The 19203-nt window shown below is 72.0% G+C and carries 15 protein-coding genes; 5 read left to right on the forward strand and 10 right to left on the reverse strand.

Going from position 1 to position 19203, the window contains the following annotated elements; all coding sequences use genetic code 11:
- Positions 1 to 179: 179 nt before the first annotated feature.
- Both LW587_RS11975 and LW587_RS11980 read right to left on the reverse strand, forming a co-directional pair.
- Positions 180 to 3722 (reverse strand): AsmA family protein, encoded by a 3543-nt coding sequence (locus tag LW587_RS11975; RefSeq protein ID WP_232629826.1) that lies wholly within the window; start codon positions 3720 to 3722, stop codon positions 180 to 182.
- A gap of 102 nt (positions 3723 to 3824) precedes the next feature.
- Positions 3825 to 4070, reverse strand: coding sequence for a hypothetical protein (locus tag LW587_RS11980; RefSeq protein ID WP_232629827.1), 246 nt, complete (start codon positions 4068 to 4070; stop codon positions 3825 to 3827).
- Between the two features lie 151 nt (positions 4071 to 4221).
- On the opposite strand from LW587_RS11980, the gene LW587_RS11985 reads away from it, so the two are divergent.
- Complete coding sequence (locus LW587_RS11985) at positions 4222 to 6591, forward strand: ATP-dependent helicase (protein ID WP_232629828.1); 2370 nt, start codon at positions 4222 to 4224, stop codon at positions 6589 to 6591.
- A 375-nt stretch (positions 6592 to 6966) separates the two neighbouring features.
- A complete protein-coding gene (locus tag LW587_RS11990) occupies positions 6967 to 7683 on the forward strand; it encodes a PhoH family protein (RefSeq protein WP_232629829.1) in 717 nt (238 codons plus the stop codon).
- Positions 7684 to 7792: 109 nt separating this feature from the next.
- Here LW587_RS11990 and LW587_RS11995 read toward each other — a convergent pair whose 3' ends face one another.
- Positions 7793 to 8812 carry a KpsF/GutQ family sugar-phosphate isomerase gene (locus tag LW587_RS11995; RefSeq protein WP_232629830.1) on the reverse strand — a complete coding sequence of 340 codons (1020 nt, stop codon included), beginning with the start codon at positions 8810 to 8812 and terminating at the stop codon, positions 7793 to 7795.
- Positions 8813 to 9080: 268 nt separating this feature from the next.
- On the opposite strand from LW587_RS11995, the gene LW587_RS12000 reads away from it, so the two are divergent.
- On the forward strand, positions 9081 to 10877 hold the full coding sequence (locus tag LW587_RS12000) for an outer membrane beta-barrel protein (protein WP_232629831.1): 1797 nt from the start codon (positions 9081 to 9083) through the stop codon (positions 10875 to 10877).
- 49 nt (positions 10878 to 10926) lie between these two features.
- Here LW587_RS12000 and LW587_RS12005 read toward each other — a convergent pair whose 3' ends face one another.
- The 7 genes from LW587_RS12005 to LW587_RS12035 form a co-directional block, all read right to left on the reverse strand.
- Complete coding sequence (locus LW587_RS12005; protein ID WP_232629832.1) at positions 10927 to 11496, reverse strand: AprI/Inh family metalloprotease inhibitor; 570 nt, start codon at positions 11494 to 11496, stop codon at positions 10927 to 10929.
- Between the two features lie 196 nt (positions 11497 to 11692).
- Complete coding sequence (locus LW587_RS12010; RefSeq protein ID WP_232629833.1) at positions 11693 to 12517, reverse strand: succinate dehydrogenase iron-sulfur subunit; 825 nt, start codon at positions 12515 to 12517, stop codon at positions 11693 to 11695.
- Positions 12518 to 12575: 58 nt separating this feature from the next.
- A complete protein-coding gene (locus tag LW587_RS12015) occupies positions 12576 to 13184 on the reverse strand; it encodes a hypothetical protein (protein ID WP_232629834.1) in 609 nt (202 codons plus the stop codon).
- Positions 13184 to 15004: a succinate dehydrogenase flavoprotein subunit gene (gene sdhA, locus LW587_RS12020; RefSeq protein WP_232629835.1), complete on the reverse strand. Its 1821-nt coding sequence runs from the start codon at positions 15002 to 15004 to the stop codon at positions 13184 to 13186. The genes LW587_RS12015 and sdhA overlap by 1 nt, the downstream gene beginning before the upstream one ends.
- A gap of 32 nt (positions 15005 to 15036) precedes the next feature.
- Positions 15037 to 15456, reverse strand: coding sequence for a succinate dehydrogenase, hydrophobic membrane anchor protein (gene sdhD, locus LW587_RS12025; protein ID WP_232629836.1), 420 nt, complete (start codon positions 15454 to 15456; stop codon positions 15037 to 15039).
- A gap of 11 nt (positions 15457 to 15467) precedes the next feature.
- Positions 15468 to 15869 carry a succinate dehydrogenase, cytochrome b556 subunit gene (gene sdhC, locus LW587_RS12030; RefSeq protein ID WP_232629837.1) on the reverse strand — a complete coding sequence of 134 codons (402 nt, stop codon included), beginning with the start codon at positions 15867 to 15869 and terminating at the stop codon, positions 15468 to 15470.
- A 145-nt stretch (positions 15870 to 16014) separates the two neighbouring features.
- The gene (locus tag LW587_RS12035; protein WP_232629838.1) at positions 16015 to 17340 is read right to left on the reverse strand and encodes an SLC13 family permease; all 1326 of its coding nucleotides are present in this window, start codon (positions 17338 to 17340) and stop codon (positions 16015 to 16017) included.
- 158 nt (positions 17341 to 17498) lie between these two features.
- Between LW587_RS12035 and LW587_RS12040 the strand changes: the two genes are divergently transcribed.
- Positions 17499 to 18392, forward strand: coding sequence for a LysR substrate-binding domain-containing protein (locus tag LW587_RS12040; protein ID WP_232629839.1), 894 nt, complete (start codon positions 17499 to 17501; stop codon positions 18390 to 18392).
- 128 nt (positions 18393 to 18520) lie between these two features.
- Positions 18521 to 19120, forward strand: a complete 600-nt coding sequence (locus LW587_RS12045) for a PH domain-containing protein (RefSeq protein WP_232629840.1) — start codon at positions 18521 to 18523, stop codon at positions 19118 to 19120.
- The last annotated feature ends 83 nt before the right edge of the window (positions 19121 to 19203 follow it).

Consider the following 19203-nt stretch of genomic DNA (forward strand, 5'->3'; position numbering starts at 1 on the left):
CCGCCGGGTCGGCGGTTCGGCCCGCGACAGATCCTTGCAGGCAGGCGCCGGCCGAACGGCGTCCGGGGCGACGCGGCCGGTCTGTCCCGGCCATTGCGGCGTGTCCCTCGGCCGACGATCGACCCGAACGTCCGCGCTGGCGGCCGAAGGGGCGGGATCACCCGCCGCCGGTCACGGGGTCAGGGCCGCGACCCGGGGGGCGTGATGTCCAGCGGCGCCGGGGCGCTCTCGGCGGGCGCGGCGGATTCGGTGTCCGGACGGGTGCGGCGGGCCGCCTCCTCCGCCTCGCGCTGGCGCCGGCTGGCCTCCTCGGCGGCCTGCTGCGCCGCCTTGATCCGGGCCTGCCGGGCGGCCTCGCGCGCGGCCTCCTCCGCGGCGGCGCGGGCGCGGTCCATCTCGATGCGTGCCCGGCGGCGCTGGCGCTCGGCCTGATCGGCGTCGAACAGCTCGATCTTCTCCAATTCCCGCTGGAGCACGAGGGCGGCGAGGCCCGTGGTCAGCGGCGCCACGTCGAGGCGGCGCTCGGGCGCCGCGAGCGGTCCGGCGAAGCCGAGCTGGACGGCGGGCGCCGCGCCGGACCAGCCCTTGGGCGCGTCGCCGTTGGCGAGGGTGCCCCGGGCGTCGACGGTCTTGGTCCGGAGATCGACCGCGAAGGTGCCGCTCCAGCGGGCCGGACCGAGATCGAGGCTCAGCGGCGCCGAGCGAAGGGTGCCGCCGACCAATGTCACCGGCACGGCGACCGGCCCCGGCACCGTGAGCGGGGCGGCGCCCAACGCCTCCGCGACCAGCGCCTGGAGGCGCCCGTCCCGCAGGGGATCGTCCTCGGCGAGCGCCTGGGCGAGGGCCCGGTTCAGGGCCTTCGGATCGACCCCGGGAAGGCGGAGGTCGGCGAGGCGGAGGTCGCCGTTGCCCGAGAGATCGTCGGCGAGCGCCGCCGGCGTCGGCCCGGTGGCGCTGAAGCGCAGGGTCGCCGAGATCCGCGCGCCGAGCGCGCCGCCGCCGAGAAGGCGGGACAGATCCAGCTCGGTGAGGCTGCCCTCCCCCGATACCGTGGCACCGCCGGGCGCCCGCGTGAGCGTCACGCCGGCGCCGATCCGCCCGCCCGCGAGGCCGCCGGTCAGGTCCGCGATCGCCAGGGCGTCGCCCTCGCGGGTGAGCCGGAAGGCCGTGGCCTCGGCGGTGAGGCCGCGGCCGAGGCCGAGCCGGCCGACCTTGAGGTCGAGGCGCGCCCGCGGCCCCCCCGGCAGCGCCCCGAAGCGCCCGCTGCGGGGATCGACCGGCAGGATCAGGGCATCCGCGACGGCGGGCAGCGAGAGTTGGCCGAGGGTGGCGGTGCCCGCCAGCGCCCCGTCGGCGGCCCGGTCCAGGGCGGCGGTCACGTCGGTGCCGCCCGCCTGCCCGGTCACGTCGGCATGAAGAGCCTCGCCCCGACGCGACAGGGCGAGCGTCAGCGCGGCGGGCAGCGGACCGGGGACCGACAGGTCGGCGAGGGCGAGGAAGGGCGCGAGGTCGGCCCCCTCGATCCGGATGTCGCCTCCCCGCGGTGCCCGGTCGGGCGCGTCCAGCAGGAGCGGCCGGGGCGTCGCGAGCGTCAGTCCGGCCAGCACCCCCTCGGCACTGACGGCAAGCGGCGCCGTCCCCTGCCCGGCCTCCGCCGCGGGCCGCGCGGCGGTGAGGTGCAGGCGGCCCGGCTGACGCAGGGCGGCGATGTCGTCGCGGGCGAACCAGAGCCCGGCGCGGGGAGTCGCGAGGCGCGCGTCGAGATTGTCGATGCGGCCCGCCCGGGTCAGCATCGACAGGTCGAGATCGCCCTCCCCGGCCCGTCCCTTGGCATGCGCCCGGAGCGAATCCGCCTCGCCGGATTCCCGCTCCAGCGTCACCGCGAGATCGAGCCCGGCCTCGCGGAAGGCGCGGGGCACGAGCCGCGTCTCGGCGAGCACCCCGCGCTCCAGGAGGGCCAGCAAGGGCGCGGCCCGCGGGGCGGAGACCCGGCCCTCGATCCGGCCCGAACCGTCCGGCGCGATCCGCCCGGCCAGTCGGGCGCTGGCGCCCGCGAGATCGGCGATGTCGAGGCTGTCGACGACGAGGCTCGCCCCGTCCGATTGCAGGCTGACGCTGATCGTGCCGGTGCCCGACGTCGCCCCCGAGGCGCCGTAGCGCACGTCGCGGGCGCTGAGCGTCAGGCCGAGATCGTGCCGGTCGAGCCCCGCCATCAAGCGGTTCATGGCGGGCAGTTCGGCGATGTCGATGAAGCGGGCGGCGATCTGCGCGTCGAGGCGTCCGCGTCGGTCCGCCTCGGCCCGGGCGTAGCGGGCGTTGCCGGTGATCCGTGCCTGCCCGAGGGTCAGGCGCAGATTGTGCAGCGACAGGTCCGAGGCGGCCGAGGACAGGTCGGCGGCGAGCTCGAAGGCGCGCCCGTCGAGCACGGCGGCGACGCTCTCCTCGGCGCCGAGCCGGCCGAGATAGCGCCCGAACCCCTCGGAGTTGCGCGCCGCGACCGAAAGATGCCCGGTGAAGCGGGCGGAGGCCGACAGGTCGATCTCGCCCGTGGCGGAGACCGCAGCCGCCCCCGGGGCGGTGCCGGAGAAGCGGCGCAGGACCAGCCCGCCGGAGCGGTCGAAGGTGCCGCGAAACGACATCTCGGCCCAGTCGTCGAGCCCGAGGGCCACGCTCTCGGCGGCGAGGTCGAGGTCGAGCATCACCGGCAGCCGCGGCGCGAGGCCGGCGAGCCCCCGCGTCAGCAGCGCCCGCCCGCCCGCGGTGACGAGGAGCCCGTCGAGGTCGAGCCGGCGGGTGCGCAGCGCGAGTCCGGCGCGGCCCTCGCGCAGGTCGAGCCGGCCGGAGCCCGACAGCCGCGCCGCCCGGCCGCCGGGATCGAGTTCGAGCTCGACGCTTTTCGCGCTGATCTGGGCCCCCTGCGCCTCGAACTTCGTGGCGAGCGTCAGCGGCAGCGATTCGCCCGCGGGCTGGACCGGCGGGCCGACGGTGAGCCGAGCCGAGCCCTCCGCCTCCGGCACGAGGCCGCGGCGGACCTGCGGACCGGCCGCGTCCGCGATCGTCTCGGGCTTGAAGGAGAGGCGGGCATCGGCCTCCAGCTTCGGCACCGTGTCGCCGCCGGCCGTCAGCTTGAGGGCGAGCACCCCGTCGGCGCCGACCGCTCCGGTAGCGATGTGGAAGGGGGCGCCCCCCGCCAGGCCCTCCGCTAGCCAGGGCCCGGCCAGGGAGGGCGCGCGGAGGCGAACCTCGTCCGCGTGGACCGCCTCCTCCAGGCTTCCGCCCTCCTGCTTCGTGGTGACCGAGAGGCGGCGGACCCGCAGGTCCTCGATGGCGATGTCCCGGCGCGGTCCCTCGCCCTCGGCGGGCAGCAGGATCGCGTCCCGGGCGAGGGGCAGGGTGAGCCGGGCCCGCTCGATCTGGGTGTGGGTGAAGCGGACCTCGCCCTTCAGCAGCGGCGCGAGGGCGATTTCGGTGTCGACGCCCTCCGCCTCGAGGGCGGGACCGTCCGCGGCGCCGAGCCGCAGCCGGGCGAGGCGCAGATGCGGCGAGGGCAGCAGGCGGACATCGACGGCGCCCTCGCTCTGCACGGCGACGCCGAGGGAGCCCGCGAGCATGCGCTCGATCAGCGCGCGCTGGCCCGTCCAGTCGATGAAGGGCGGCACGGCGAGCGCCGCTGCGAGGAGCAGCACGACGGCGCCCGCGAGCGCGGTCAGGAGGTCACGCACCGGGTTCGTTTCGCCTCGCCTGCCGGGAGCGGCGCCCCCTCCCGGGGGCCATAGCACAGGCGGCCGGCGCCTCGCATCCCGACCGTGACGGCGGGCGTCGCCTCAGCGGCGCGGGAGATAGCCTGGGCCGGCCGGGAGCGGCTGGTTCAGGGGCGCCCGCTGGATCTGGTTGCGCACGGCGCTGTTCTCCAGCGATTGCCGCTGCTGCTGGGAGCGGATCTGGTTCTGGGTCTCGAATTGCTGGTTCATGCGGCTCGTGCCGCTGTTGCGGCCCTGCCCGAGGACCTGAGCCTCCGCGGCCGGGACGGCGACCATCAGGAGGGCGAGGGCGAGAAGCGGGGCGCGCATGGCCTCGGGGGTCCTTCACGAGGAGGAGAGCGGATCTCCCACCGGTGACGCGCGAGGGCGCGAGCGGGTTCCTCTCTCCAGGTCCCGTCTCCTCCCCTGGTCTCGACGCCGGGTCTCGACGGCGTTCGCCTTTTGGTCCAGGGATGCGCCCATGATGCAAGAGCCAGACGCGTCCCGGCCGCGCCCGTCCGACGAGGCGGCCCCGGCTTCCAGCTCCATCGCCGCCCGCGCCATGGCGGCCCTGCGACCGGAGGCGGCGGCCTACCTGTCCGGCCTCAACCCGGAGCAGCGGCGCGCCGTCGAGGTCACGGAGGGCCCCGTGCTCGTGCTGGCGGGCGCGGGCACCGGCAAGACCCGCGTGCTGACCACCCGCATCGCTCACCTGATCGCCACCGGGCGGGCGCGGCCCTACGACATCCTGTCGGTGACCTTCACCAACAAGGCGGCGCGGGAGATGAAGCACCGCATCGGCGCCCTGATCGGGCCGGCGGGCGAGGGCATGCCCTGGCTCGGCACCTTCCACGCCATCGGCACCAAGATCCTGCGCCGCCACGCCGAGCTGGTGGGGCTGAAATCCGACTTCACGATCCTCGGCACCGACGACCAGATCCGGCTGATGAAGCAGGTCATCGCCGATCAGAACATCGACGAGAAGCGCTGGCCCGCCCGCTCCCTCGCCCACACCATCGACGGCTGGAAGAACCGCGGCCTCTCCCCGGAACAGGTGCCCGCGGGCGAGGGACAGGCCTTCGCCTTCGGCAAGGGCGGACAGCTCTATACCGCCTATCAGGCCCGCCTCGCCACGCTGAACGCGGTCGATTTCGGCGATCTATTGCTCCTTTGCCTGAAGCTCTGGCGCGAAAATCCCGACATTCTTCGCAATTATCAGGATCGCTTCAAATATATTCTGGTCGATGAGTACCAAGACACCAACGTCGCGCAATATCTCTGGCTGCGGCTGCTCGCGCAACTGAGAAAAAACGTGGCTTGCGTCGGCGACGACGATCAGTCGATCTATGGCTGGCGCGGGGCCGAGGTCGACAACATCCTGCGCTTCGAGCACGACTTCCCCGGTGCCACCGTGGTGCGGCTCGAACGCAACTACCGCTCGACCGGCCACATCCTGGCCGCCGCTTCGGGGCTGATCGCGAAGAACGAGGGCCGGCTCGGCAAGACGCTCCGGACGGAGGACGAGGCCGGCGAGCCCGTCACCGTCACCGGCGCCTGGGATTCGGAGGAGGAGGCGCGCCAGGTCGCCGAGGCGATCGAGTCGCTGCAGCGCCGGCAGCATCCCCTCTCCGAGATCGCCGTGCTGGTGCGCATCTCGGCGCAGATGCGCGAGATCGAGGACCGCTTCGTGCAGGTGGGCCTGCCCTACCGGGTCATCGGCGGCCCGCGCTTCTACGAGCGGGCCGAGATCCGCGACGCGCTGGCCTATCTGCGCGTCACCATGAACGGGGCCGACGACCTCGCCTTCGAGCGCATCTTCAACACCCCGAAGCGCGGATTGGGCGACGCCACCCTCCAGACGCTCCACGCCTTCGCCCGCGCCGACCGGGTTCCGCTGCTTGCCGCGGCGCGAAAGCTGATCGAGACCGACGAGCTGAAGCCCCGCGCCCGCTCGATGCTGCGCGGCCTCGTCGAGAGCTTCTCACGCTGGACCCGGCTGGTGGAGGCGAAGCCCCATCCGGAGGTCGCGCAGACCATCCTGGAGGAATCCGGCTACACCGAGATGTGGCAGAAGGACCGCTCGGCCGACGCCGCCGGGCGGCTCGAGAACCTCAAGGAATTCGTCCGCTCCATGGAGGAGTTCCCGGATATGGCGGGCTTCCTCGAACACGTCTCGCTGGTGATGGAAGCCAGCGAGGCGGAGGGCGCCGACCGGGTCTCGCTGATGACCCTGCATGCCGCCAAGGGGCTCGAATTCGACACCGTGTTCCTGCCCGGCTGGGAGGACGGCCTGTTCCCGAACCAGCGCGCCATCGACGAGAGCGGACGCGCCGGCCTCGAAGAGGAGCGCCGCCTCGCCCATGTCGGGCTGACCCGCGCCCGCAAGCGCGCCAAGCTGTCGTTTGCGGTCAACCGGCGCATCCACGGGCTGTGGTCCTCGACCATCCCGTCCCGCTTCATCGACGAGCTGCCGCCGGACGCCGTCGACGTGGTCGACGCACCCGCCCATTTCTCCGCCGGCGCCTCGCGCTTCGACCGCAACCCGGCCCCGTTCGGCTCGTCCTACGGCACGCCGGGCTGGCAGCGGGCGCAGGTCCATACCGCGGGCAACGGTCTGGGAAGCCCCGGGAGCGGGAATCGCGGCGGGCGTTCCGCCGGGCCGCGGGAGATCGAGGGCGAACTGGTGGCCCGATCCACCGCCGCGGCGTCGGCCTTCGAGGCCGGCGCCCGCGTCTTCCACACCAAGTTCGGCCCCGGCACGGTGGCGGGCATCGACGGCAACAAGCTCACCGTTGACTTCGACAAGGCCGGCCGGAAGATGGTTCTCGACAGCTTCCTCCAGCCCGGCTGAAGCGTCCTCGTCGGCGAGACCCGCCGGCGGCCGATCGCCCGAGGAGGGCGATGCCCGCGATGCGCCAGTGCAGGATCGTCCCGATCCGCCGGAGCCGCCCCGTCCCGGGGCCCGTCATCGCTTCTTCGCCCGCCCGTCACGCCGCCGTCGCCCGAGAGCGGCAAGTCTCCTCGCGCCGACGCGGCCCGGCCGATGCACGCCTGCCGCATCCACAGGGATTGCGCCGGCCCAGGGAACCGACTCGGGGAGATTGGCTTTGCTCTTGCGTACGGTGAAAACCCGTTGGTGCAATGTTCGCCGAGGCGAAGGAGGGTTCGAGAAGTAGAGGTTGGTTGAGACGTCGAGTTCGCACGAGTCAAGGTGGAGTATTGATCCATGAAACGACGACGCGCACGGCTTGAACTGGTTGAGGACCGCCCGATCCGGATGCATCGGACCCGGTTCGACGAAGAACGCAACCCCTCCCCGATCCTGCCTCTCACCGAACGACAAGGACAATATCTCGACGCTCTCGCGACCTCGTCGCAAGTGATCGTTCTCGGCCCCGCCGGCACCGGCAAGACCTTCATCGCCGGAACCCGCGCCGCGGATCTTCTCCGCCAGCGCCGCATCGGCAAGGTGGTCATCACCCGCCCCAACGTCCCCTCCGGCCGCTCGCTGGGCTACTTCCCCGGCACCCTCGAAGAGAAGATCGCGCCCTGGGTCGCGCCCCTGACCGAGACCATGAAGGAGCGGATGGGCGCGGGCGCCTTCGACATCGCGGTCAAGACCGGGGACATCGAGGTGGTGCCCTTCGAGGTGATGCGCGGGCGCACCTTCAAGAACTGCCTCGTGATCCTCGACGAGGCGCAGAACACCACCACCGCCGAGATCAAGATGTTCCTGACCCGCATCGGCGACGATTGCCAGGTCATCATCAACGGCGACGTCTCGCAGACGGATCTGCGCGAGACCTCCGGCCTGCGCACGGTCATCCACCTCGTGAAGAGCCGGATGATGAACGTCCCGATCGTCGAATTCACCCTCGACGACATCGTCCGCTCCGGCATCTGCGCCGAGTGGGTCCGGGCGTTCGAGGAAGCGAGCCTCTGATCCCAGGGCCCGGGCGGCCGCGAGGGCGTCCGGGCGGGATCATCCGAGCCCTGCAGGCCGATGCGGAGACGACCGCCGGAGCGCCGCTTCGATGGCCGGAGCCCTGCCGTCAGGCCACGCCGGTGCGCAGCAGGTCGTGGTAATGGACGAGGCCGACCGGGCGACCGTTCTCGACCACGACGAGGGCGGTGATCTTCATCGCCTCCTGGATCTGGAGGGCCTTGGCCAGCAGGGTCTCGGGGGTGATGGTGCGCGGATTGCGCGTCATCACCGTATCGACCGCCAGCGCCTCCAGGCTCTCCCGTGAGAAGATCGCGCGGCGCACGTCGCCGTCGGTGACGATGCCGGCGAGGCGGCCCGTCTCGTCGGTCACCAGCACCGAGCCGAAGCCCTTGGCATCGATCTCGGCCACCGCCGCCCGCATGGAGCTGCCGAGGGCCACCATGGGGAGCCGATCGCCCCCATGCATGACCTCGCGCACCTGGCGCAGGGACGCGCCGAGGCGGCCGCCGGGATGGAAGACGGAGAAGTCGCGGGCCGAGAAGCCCCGGGCCTCCAGGAGCGCCACGGCCAGGGCGTCGCCGAGGGCGAGCTGCATCGCCGTCGAGGTGGTCGGGGCGAGACCGTTCGGGCAGGCTTCCTTCGCCTTCGGCAAGGTGAGGCAGATATCGGCCTCGTGGCCGAGGGTCGAGGCGGCGTTGGCGGTGACCGCGACCAGCGCGACCCGGTAGCGCCGAGTATAGCCGATGATGTCGGCGAGCTCCGTGGTCTCGCCGGACCACGACAGCGCCACCACCACGTCCTCGGGCTGGATCATGCCGAGATCGCCGTGGCTCGCCTCGGCCGGGTGGACGTAGAGCGCGGGGGTGCCGGTCGAGGCCATGGTCGCCGCGATCTTACGGGCGACGTGGCCGGACTTGCCCATGCCGGTGCAGATCACCCGGCCGCGGGCCGCGCCGATGCAGGCGACCGCCTCGGCGAAGGCCGCGCCCATGCCGTTGCCGATCGCCGCCATCAGGCAGGCGAGGCCTTCCCGCTCCGTCTCGATGGTGCGCAGGGCCGAGGCGATGGCGGGCGGGCGGGCCGCCTCGGCTTCGTCGGTGTCCTCGATCCGCTGCGGCAGGGCCATGGGGCGCGCGTTCCGTCCTCGTCGTCCGTCGTTCCCTGCCTTCTTAGCCGCGAATGTGGTCGCAAGGGGGCCTGAGCCGCGGGGCCGGATCGCGAGCCCGGATCTCTCGCCTGCGCCCTCGTCTGTCCCGATCGGGGGACGGGGCGGGTCGGCGCCCCGCAACCGGGTGTTAACCACGTCCGGTGTAGCTCCGTTAACCACGGTGGCGCCTCCGGTGGCCGCCCGTCCGACGGGGCCGCTGGCCGCATCGAGGGAAAGTACGCTGCCGGTGACACGCGAACGGCCGACCACGAAGACCCCCAGGACGTGCGGCGCGCCCCTCCGCGCGCTCGTGCTCGCCTCGGTCGCCGTCTCGGCCCTGATCGCCCTTCCCGGCGCAACCCGGGCTCAGGAGCCGCCCGCCGAGGCGGCCGCGTCCGGGGACGCCGCCTCGACCGGCCGCCCTCGCCGCCCCGCCGCCTTCGAGACCTCGCCGAGCCAGCGGGGCACGAGCCTGACGAGCCCCGCGACGCCGTCGCGTTCGGGCACGTTCGGCACCGCCAGCGGCAGCGCGTTCGGTTCGGAGGGCAATGCCGCAGGATCCGACGCCTCCGTCTCCGAGGAGGGCGTGTCGCGCCTGCCCCGCTTCCGCACCGGGGCGCCCGGACTGACCGACGGCAGCGCCGCCGGGCTCGGGCCCGGGGGGCGGCCCTCGCTCCTGCGCCAGCGCGCCATTCCTCCGCGCCGGCTCGGCTCGGCGACGCGGGTGATCACGCAGACCCGCACGCAGCAATCGGTGACCGACCTGCGCCTCACCCCGGTGATCCGGAGCCCGGTCTCCGGCCTGCCGCTGCCGACCGCGATCGCGCCGCTCGGCCTCGTGAATCCCGCCAACCTTCTCGGGTTCGGCCTGGGGATCGGGGCGCCGGGGCCGCTCACGGTCGATCCCGCCTACGCGCCGCTCGGCCTGCGGTTCGGCGCCTTCACGGTGCTGCCCGCCTTCACCCAGAGCATCGGCTACGACACGAACCCGAACCAGACGCTCGCGGCCCGTGCCCGCCCCTCGCTCGCCCTGCGCAGCGAGGGCGAGGTCGCGATCCGCAGCGACTGGTCCCAGGCCGAGTTCACGAGCGAGATGCGCGGCAGCTATCTCGATTATCCGGACAACCCGGAAGCCAGCCGCCCCAACGCCGTCGGCGTGTCGCGTCTGCGGCTCGATGCGAATCGCGACACCCGCATCGACGTGGAGACGCGCTTCCTGCTCGACAGCCAGCGCGCCGGAAGTCCCGACCTGAACGCCGCGGCGGCCGTCCGGCCCCTGTTCGCGAGCTACGGCGCGACGGTCGGGGTGCAGGAGACCTTCAACCGGCTCCAGCTGAGCCTGCGCGGCTCGATCGACCGTCAGGTCTTCGAGGATGCCCGCCTGTCCGACGGCACGGTGATCCGCCAGAGCGACCGCGACGCCAACCAATACGGGGTGCGGCTGCGCGCCGGCTACGAGATCTCGCCCGCGATCACGCCCTTCGTCGAGACGCTCATCGACACCCGCGTCTACGACACGCCGATCGACCAGTTCGGGCTCCGGCGCGATTCCGACGGCATCGCCTTCACTGCCGGTGCCCGGGTCGAGCTGAGCCGCGTGCTCAGCGCCGAGGTCTCCGCCGGCCTGCAGCACCGCTCCTACGTCGATCGGTCGCTCCGGCCCATCCAGGCGCCGCTCGTCAGCGCCGCCCTGATCTGGTCGGTCTCACCCCTCACCACCGTGCGCTTCAACCAGCAGACCGGGGTGATCGAGACGTCGGTGCCGGGTTCGAGCGGCGCCTTCACCGACGTCGCGTCGGTGGAGGTCCAGCACGACCTGCTGCGCAACCTCACGATCACCCTCGGCGGCACCTATCTGGCCAACACCTACGACGGCGTGCCGATCCGCGAGCGCGGCTTCTCCACGATCGCCCGGCTCGATTACCGCTTCAACCGCTGGCTCACCTTCCGCGGCAGCTATCTCTACTCGACGCTCACGAGCACCAGCGCCAATTCCAGCTATGACGGGCACGCCGTGTTGCTCGGCGTGCGCGTCAATCCGTGAGGCGGTTCGGGGCGGTGCCCGCGCGGCGCGCGAGCGCCCGCTCGGACGGTCAGCGGGCGAGGGCCAGCGACGCGCCGGATTTCGAGAGGGCGCCGTCGAGGCTGCCGCCGGCCTGCCGCAGGCGCGCCGTGACGGTGCCGCCGGGCTGGTAGAGATAGACCTCGCCGTCCCGGAAATCCCAGGCCGAGACCTTGGCGAGATCCTTGTTGGCGCAGCCCGAGGTCGAGGCCTTGTACAGGTCGAGCGCCGGGGCGCTCGAGAGCGAGACGCGGCAGCTGCCGGTCGCGTCGGTGGCGTTCCACGACCCCACCACGGAGGAGCGGCCGGTCGCCACCACGGGAGCGGGCGCCGGCGGGAGCGGCTCGGGGGCGATCGCCGGGGACGGCGCGGCGGCGACGCTGGGCGGCGGCGGCTCGGCGGGGGCCGCGCTCGCGCCCGGCGGCGGCGCCAGCGGCTGGCTCGTCACGGTGCCGGCGGGCAGAGCGGGCGTGGCCGGCTCGAGGGCGGCCTGCGGCCGCAGTCGCTCGCGCGGCGCTTCGAAGCGCTGCGACGAGGCGCAGGCCCCAAGGCCCGCGCAGAGCGCGAGACAGGCGGCGGTCGACAGGTACCCACGCGGCATCGATAACACTTCCCCGGCGGCGACGTCCGCCCCTGCCCTCGCCGCCAAATGCGCTGGCCGCAAGGCGTCCCGCCGCGCCGTCCCGGGAAAAGCCTGGCCGTGACGGGTTTTCAGGGCAGTGTGGCGGGCCGGCCTCACCCGGGGCGGCCGATCCGAGGCCTCCCCCGACGGCCCCGCGCCGAACCGTGCGCCGGGATCAGACCACGCGCTCGACCATCATCTTCTTGATCTCGGCGATGGCTTTGGCCGGGTTCAGGTTCTTCGGGCAGGTGTTGGCGCAGTTCATGATCGTGTGGCAGCGATAGAGCCGGAACGGGTCGTGCAGCGCGTCGAGCCGCTCGCCGGTGTTCTCGTCGCGGGAGTCGATCAGCCAGCGATAGGCCTGGAGCAGGGCGGCCGGCCCGAGGAACTTGTCGCCGTTCCACCAGTAGCTCGGGCAGGACGTGGTGCAGCAGGCGCAGAGGATGCACTCGTAGAGCCCGTCGAGGCGGGCGCGGTCCTCCGGGGTCTGCTTCCACTCCTTTTCGGGGGCGGGCGTCTCAGTCTGGAGCCAGGGCTCGATCGCCGCGTGCTGGGCGTAGAAGTTGGTCAGGTCCGGCACGAGGTCCTTGAGCACCGGCATGTGCGGCAGCGGGTAGATCCGCACCGCCCCGTCCTTGTCCTTGCGGGACAGGAACGGCAGGGCGTTGTCGGGGCTCTTGCACTCGTCGATGCCCATGGTGCAGGCGAGCGCGTTCTGGCCCTCGATGTTCATGGCGCAGGAGCCGCAGATGCCCTCGCGGCAGGAGCGGCGGAAGACCAGCGTCGGATCGACCGTGTTCTTGATCCACAGGAGCGCGTCGAGCACCATCGGCCCGCAATCGTCGCGATCGACCCGGTAGGTGTCGATGCGCGGATTCTTCCCGTCATCCGGGTTCCAGCGATAGACCCGGAACGTCTGGAGGTTCTTGGCGCCGTCCGGGGCCGGCCAGGTCTTGCCCTCGGTGAGCTGGGAGTTTTTGGGTAGGTTGAACTGGGCCATGTCTCGTGCCTTCTGGGGTGCGGCGGCCTGCGGCGCGCTCCGATAGGGGCGAAAGGGTCTATTGCTGGCCGAGCCAGCCGGTCATGAAGCGTTCGGCCTCGGCCCGGGGGGGTGTCCTTTCCGCTGGGCTCGACAGGCGGAACTTGACGAACTTGCCGCGCAGGCCCGTCACGCAGAGCAGGCTCTCGGTCGGCCCCAATGCGGGATGGTCGATCCCGAAGGCGTGGCAGGCGAGCGCCGCGCCGGCCGCCCCGTCCAGGCGCACCGCGCCGCGATCCTGGCTGGCGCGGTAGACCCCGCGCTCCACCATCGTCCCGATCTCGCGGCCCGCCTGCTCGACCTGCCCCCCGACGGCCGGAGAGGCCGGCCCGTCGGGGATCGCGGCGACGCCGAGATCGTAGACGAAGATGTCCGCCTTCCAGCGGCCGTGGGTGTAGACCACCCCGTAGCCCAGTCCCGGCGCCCGGGCCTCGAACTCCGTCCGGGGGCCCCGGGCGAAGCCCGCGATCTCGGTCGGGAAGGCGAAATCCGGCCCGCGCGCCGCCGCCGGCAGGACCAGCAGCAGCCCCGCGACGGCGAGGGCGATGCGGGCGCGCAGGCGGGAGCGCGGGCGTGTCGAGGTGATCCCGCTATCCGCGATCGCGGCGGAGCAAGATCGGCGCGGCATCAATACACCCGCGCCTTCGGCTCGATATACTGGATCTCGTTCGACATCGTGTAGGTGTGGACCGGCCGGTAATCGATGTTGACCGCGTGCGCGCCGGCATCGAGCCACGACAGGGTGTGCTTCATCCACTCCTTGTCGTCGCGCTCGGCGTAGTCCTCGCGGGCATGGGCCCCGCGGCTCTCCTTGCGGTTGGCCGCGGATTCCATCGTGACGACCGCCTGGCCGATCAGGTTGTCGAATTCCAGCGTCTCGAGGAGGTCCGTGTTCCAGACGAGGGAGCGGTCGCTGATCTTGATGTCGGCCACACCGCGCCAGACTTCGTGGATCAGGCCCTTGCCCTCCTCCAGCACCTCGCCGGTGCGGAACACCGCGCAGTTGTTCTGCATCGTGCGCTGCATCCGGTCGCGTAGCGCCGAGGTCGGCGTGCCGCCATTGGCGTAGCGGAAGCGGTCGAGGCGGGTGAGCGCCTTGTCTCCCGAATCCTTGGGCAGTTCCGGCTGGCGGGCGTCCGGCTCGACGATGTCGGCGCAGCGCAGGCCGGCGGCGCGGCCGAACACCACGAGGTCGATCAGCGAGTTCGAGCCGAGGCGGTTGGCGCCGTGCACCGAGACGCAAGCCGCCTCGCCGAGCGCCATCAGACCCGGCACCACCGTGTCGGGGTTGCCGTTCTTCAGGGTCAGAACCTCGCCGTGATAGTTCGTCGGGATGCCGCCCATGTTGTAGTGGACCGTCGGCAGAACCGGGATCGGCTCCTTGGTCACGTCGACGCCCGCGAAGATCTTGGCGGATTCCGAGATGCCCGGCAGGCGCTCGTGCAGGATCTTCGGGTCGAGATGGTCGAGGTGCAGGAAGATGTGGTCGCCGTTCTTGCCGACGCCGCGCCCATCGCGGATCTCCATGGTCATGGAGCGCGAGACCACGTCGCGGGAGGCGAGGTCCTTGGCCGAGGGGGCGTAGCGCTCCATGAAGCGCTCGCCCTCGGAATTGGTGAGGTAGCCGCCCTCGCCCCGCGCCCCTTCCGTGATGAGGCAGCCGGCGCCGTAGATGCCGGTCGGGTGGAACTGCACGAACTCCATGTCCTGCAGCGGCAATCCGGCGCGCAGCACCATGGCGTTGCCGTCGCCGGTGCAGGTATGGGCCGAGGTCGCCGAGAAATAGGCGCGGCCATAGCCGCCGGTGGCCAGGATCGTCTGCTGGGCGCGGAAGCGGTGAATCTCGCCCGTGGCCTGATCGATGGCGATGACGCCGCGGCAGCGCCCGTCCTCGTCCATGATCAGGTCGAGGGCGAAATACTCGATGAAGAACTGGGTCTTGTTCTTCACCGCCTGCCCGTAGAGCGTGTGCAGCATGGCGTGGCCGGTGCGGTCGGCCGCCGCACAGGTGCGCTGGGCGGTGCCCTTGCCGTAATCGGTGGTCATGCCGCCGAAGGGCCGCTGGTAGATCTTGCCTTCCTCCGTGCGGGAGAAGGGCACGCCCCAATGCTCCAGCTCGTAGACCGCGGCCGGCGCGTTGCGGACGAGATACTCGATGGCGTCCTGGTCGCCGAGCCAGTCCGAGCCCTTGACGGTGTCGTACATGTGCCAGCGCCAGTCGTCCGGCCCCATATTGCCGAGCGAGGCCGAGATGCCGCCCTGCGCCGCCACCGTGTGCGAGCGGGTCGGGAAGACCTTGGTGATGCAGGCGGTGCGCAGGCCGGCTTGGCTGCAGCCGACCGTGGCGCGCAGGCCCGCGCCGCCGGCGCCGACGATCACCACGTCGAAGGTATGGTCGGTGATGGCGTAGGCGGGGGTGCCGCTGCCGTTCGATCCGTTGGAGGCCATGGACGAAATCCTCGGTTCTCTTCGATCTGCGGTCAGGCGAGGCCGCCCAGGCTCACGCGGAGAATCGCGTAGAGGCAGGCGGCGGCGACCGCGACGGCGTAGAAGGTGTTGGCGACGAGCGCCGCGAGCTTGAGGCCGTGGCTGTGCACGTAGTCCTCGATCACCGTCTGCATGCCGAGACGCATGTGGATCGTCACCGAGATCACGGCGAGGATCAGGATGACCGCAACGAGCGGGTGCGACACCAGCGCCACCGCCTCCGGATAGGGGCGGCCCGCCATCTTGGCGATGATGACCACGAAGGCGAGCATCAGCAGGGCGTTGGCGGCGCCCGTCAGGCGCTGGAGCCAGAAATGCTCCGCCCCGTGGCCCGAGGCGCCGAGACCCTTCACCCGGGCCCGCGGGGTGCGCATCGAGAGCGCGGTGTTCTGGCGGTTGTCGACCTGGGACATGGTGGCGGCTCTCAGCGCAGGACGAGGGCGGCGGCCCAGATGACGACGGTGAGGACGACCGAGCCGATCAGCGTCGCCCGGGCGAGGCCCAGCCGCCGGTCGCGGTCGAAGCCGTAGCCGGCATCCCAGACGAAGTGGCGCAGGCCGCCCAGCATGTGGTGCATCAGCACCCAGGTGTAGCCGAACAGGATCAGCCGCCCGATCCACGAGCCGAAGAACCACGCCACCCCGTCATAGGCGCGTGGGCCGGAGGCCAGCGCCACCAGCCAGATGGCGACGAGGAAGGTGCCGCCGTAGAGCGCCGTGCCGGTGATGCGGTGGAACACCGACATCGCCATGGTCCAGGTCCAGCGGTAGATCTGGAGATGGGGCGAGAGCGGCTGGGCGACCGTCGGTCTCACGGTAGGGGCCATCGCGATCAGTTTCCTCGCGTCCGGAGCGGGTTCGAAGGTTGGATTTTTTCCAAGGAAGGGTTAGGGCGCCCGGCCTCGGCGAGCAATGCCCCATGCTGCGCCGCAGCAAGAGCGGAATTGACGAACGCGCCGATCTGTCTCACGCTCATGCCAGCCTCCCGACGAGGCGAAACCAGAGATAGGCCAGCGGTGCCGCGACCAGCAGGGACGCGAGGCCCGTGGCCAGGGTCAGCCGGGTCGCGTCCTTGAGCGACAGGCCGGCCAGATCCATCGCCATGATGATCGGCGGGGCCTGGTAGGGCAGGAACAGGGTCGAGTAGCCCACCACCTGCACCATCAGCACGCTCATCAGGTCGAGGCCGCTCGCGGCCGAGAACTCGCCGGCGAGCGCCGTGTAGAGGGCCGGCGCGCCGTTGGCGGTGCCGGCGAACAGGAAGCCGATCGACAGGCCGACGAGGGTCGCGAAGTTCCGGGCCGGGGCTCCCGGCTCCAGCGGCGCGACCGCGAGCAGCGCGTGGCCGATCCGGGCGCCGAGTCCGGTCTCGTTGACGATCGCCGTCAGCCCGAACAGGGCGGCGATGTAGAAGCAGGTCCGCAGCGGGATCTCGGAGAAGCTCGCGCCCGGCAGGACGCCGATGCGCGGCAGGAGGCAGATCACGGCGGCGGCGAGGCCGATCCAGGCCGGCGCGATGCCGTGCCAGCCGTCGGTGAGCCACAGGCCGAGCATCACCACGAGGATCACCGAAAGGCGCCGCTCGGCGCCCGAGAGCGGCGGCAGCGGCGGAAGCTCGGGGCGCGCGCCGTCGAGCCGGTCGGGGAAGAGCAGGACGGTGCAGGCGACGAGGATCGCCCCCTTGACGAGGCCGAGCACCGGCGCGTGCAGGAACAGGTAGGGCAGATAGGCGAGATGCACCCCGAACAGCGTCTCGGCGGTGCCGGCCATGACGAGGTTCGGCACGTTGGCCGGCAGGATCGCCGCCGACAGCATCGGCGTGGCGATGCCGAAGGCGAGGAGCGCGCCCGTGCGGCCGGGGCGCCCGGCGCCGAGGCCGAAGGCGTCGCAGAGCGCGATCAGCACCGGCACCATCACGGCGATGCGCCCGAGATTGGACGGCATCACGAAGGCGAGCGCGAAGGAGAAGGCGACGAGGCCGGCGACGAAGCCCGGATAGGAGGCCGGCAGCCGCGCCGCCAGCATCCGGGCGAGCCGGTCGCCGAGCCCGGTGCGGTTCATGGCGAGACCGACCACCATGCCGCCGGTCACCAGCCAGAAGGCGGAGGAGCCGAACCCGGAGAAGACCGTCTGGGCCGGGGCGAGCTTGAGCAGCATCGCCAGGGCGAAGAACAGCAGCGCCGTGACGACCTCGGCGACGAGCCCGGTCGCCCACAATCCCATGCACAGCACCAGCAGGGCCCCGGCCGCGACGACCGGTCCCTGCCCGCCCAGGATCTCTGCTGCCATGGCGCTCATGGGCCGCTTTCAAACGCGGATGGGAAGGGTTCGCAATACGGCTTTCGTGGTGGATGCCTTCGCCGGCGGCGAAGGCCACGGGGCCGGCGCGCCCTGTCGTGCTAGGAGATGGACGGGCCAGGGCGGTGTCGGCGGCGAAGCGAGAGGGTTCAACCGCGATGATGCGCGTCGATCTCGTCGATCTGAGCCTGTTCCGCCACGTCGTCGAGGCGGGCTCGATCACCCACGGGGCCGAGCGGGCCAACCTCGCGCTCGCCGCCGCCTCCACCCGCATCCGGGCGATGGAGGTCTCCCTCGGGGCGGCCCTGCTGGTGCGCGGGCGCCAAGGCGTGAGCCCGACGCCGGCCGGCCGGACCCTGCTCGCTCATGCCCGCGAGATCCTCGGGCAGATCGAGCGGATGCAGGGCGACCTGTCCGTCTTCGCGGGCGGCGCGGTCGGCCAGATCCGGGTGCTCTCGAACACCAACGCGCTGACCGAGTTCCTGCCGGAGGCCCTGTCGGCCTATCTCGCGCTCCATACCGGCGTCAGCGTCGAGATCGAGGAGCGCACCTCCGACGAGATCGTCGAGCGGGTCGCCGACGGCACGGCCGATCTCGGCATCGTGGCCGGCACCGTCGATACCGGCACGCTCCAGACCTTCCCGTTCCGCCACGACCGCTTCGTGGTCGTGGTCGCCCCGGGCCATCCGCTCGCGAACCGGGCGGAGATCGGCTTCGCCGAGGTGCTGGAGCACGACCTCGTCGGGCTCGACCGGCCGAGCGCGCTGACCCGCTTCCTCGCCGCCAAGGCCGCGCGCATCGGGCGGCCGATGCGCCTGCGGGTGCAGCTTCGGAGCTTCGATGCGGTTTGCCGCCTCGTCGAATGCGGGGTCGGCCTCGGGATCGTGCCGGAGACCACCGCCCACCGGGCCCGGCGCGGCATGGCGATCGGCCTCGTGCCGCTCCAGGACGCCTGGGCGGCCCGCGACCTGATGCTGTGCCTGCGCGACCTCGACGCGCTGCCGCCGTTCGCGCAGGAGTTCGTGGCGCATCTGCGCGCGGTCGGGACCTGAGGCGCCCGCCCCGCCACTGCGCTTCCGTGCTCCGGCGGCCTGTGCCACGCTCGCGCCGATTCGAGCCGGCCGCATGCCCCGGGGCGCAGGTCCCGGGGCCTTTGGCTCGACCCATTCGGGAGGAGCGCATGTTCAAACGGATCGCCGCCGAAGCCATGGGCCTGAGCGACATCGGCGTGATCGTGCCGCCGTCCGAATACGGCAAGGTCGATGCCGACGACTACCTGTTCCACGAGGACGGCGAAAAAATCTATTTCCTGATCAAATCCAAGAAGGACGAGTACTGCTTCACCAACCTGGCGCTGATCCATGTCGACGGCGATTCCGCGGTTTCGTCCAAGCGGTCGATCCGGCGCTACGAATACGCGCATTACGGCGTGGGCGCCGTCGCGATCGAGACGGCCGGCACCGTCGACCGGGACGTCGAGCTCAAGTTCCAGATCGGCTCGGTCTTCTTCAGCATCGACGTGCGCAAGGATTTCATCGAGGCGCTGAAGGACGTCTACAAGGCGCTGATCGCGATCGGCCATCAGCAGATGCGGGATCAGGTCGCCCGCGACAACGTCCAGCCCTGCCTGTCGGCGGTGGCCTCGGCCTTCAAGATCGGCAGCGCCGCGGACGAGGACGCCCTCGCCCGCCAGTTCCGGGCGTTGCTGGCCGCCACCAACGCGGCTTCGGCCCCCACCCAGGATTTCGGCCGCTTCTTCGAGCGCTACATCCACGCCTGACGCCGGCGACGCCGATCCCGGCGAGAGAGGCCGCGCCGGCGCGGCCGGGCGACGGCCCCGCGCGTCCCCCTCGCCGCCCGGCC

The organism is Methylobacterium sp. Leaf118 (assembly GCF_920984675.1).
Classification (GTDB): domain Bacteria; phylum Pseudomonadota; class Alphaproteobacteria; order Rhizobiales; family Beijerinckiaceae; genus Methylobacterium.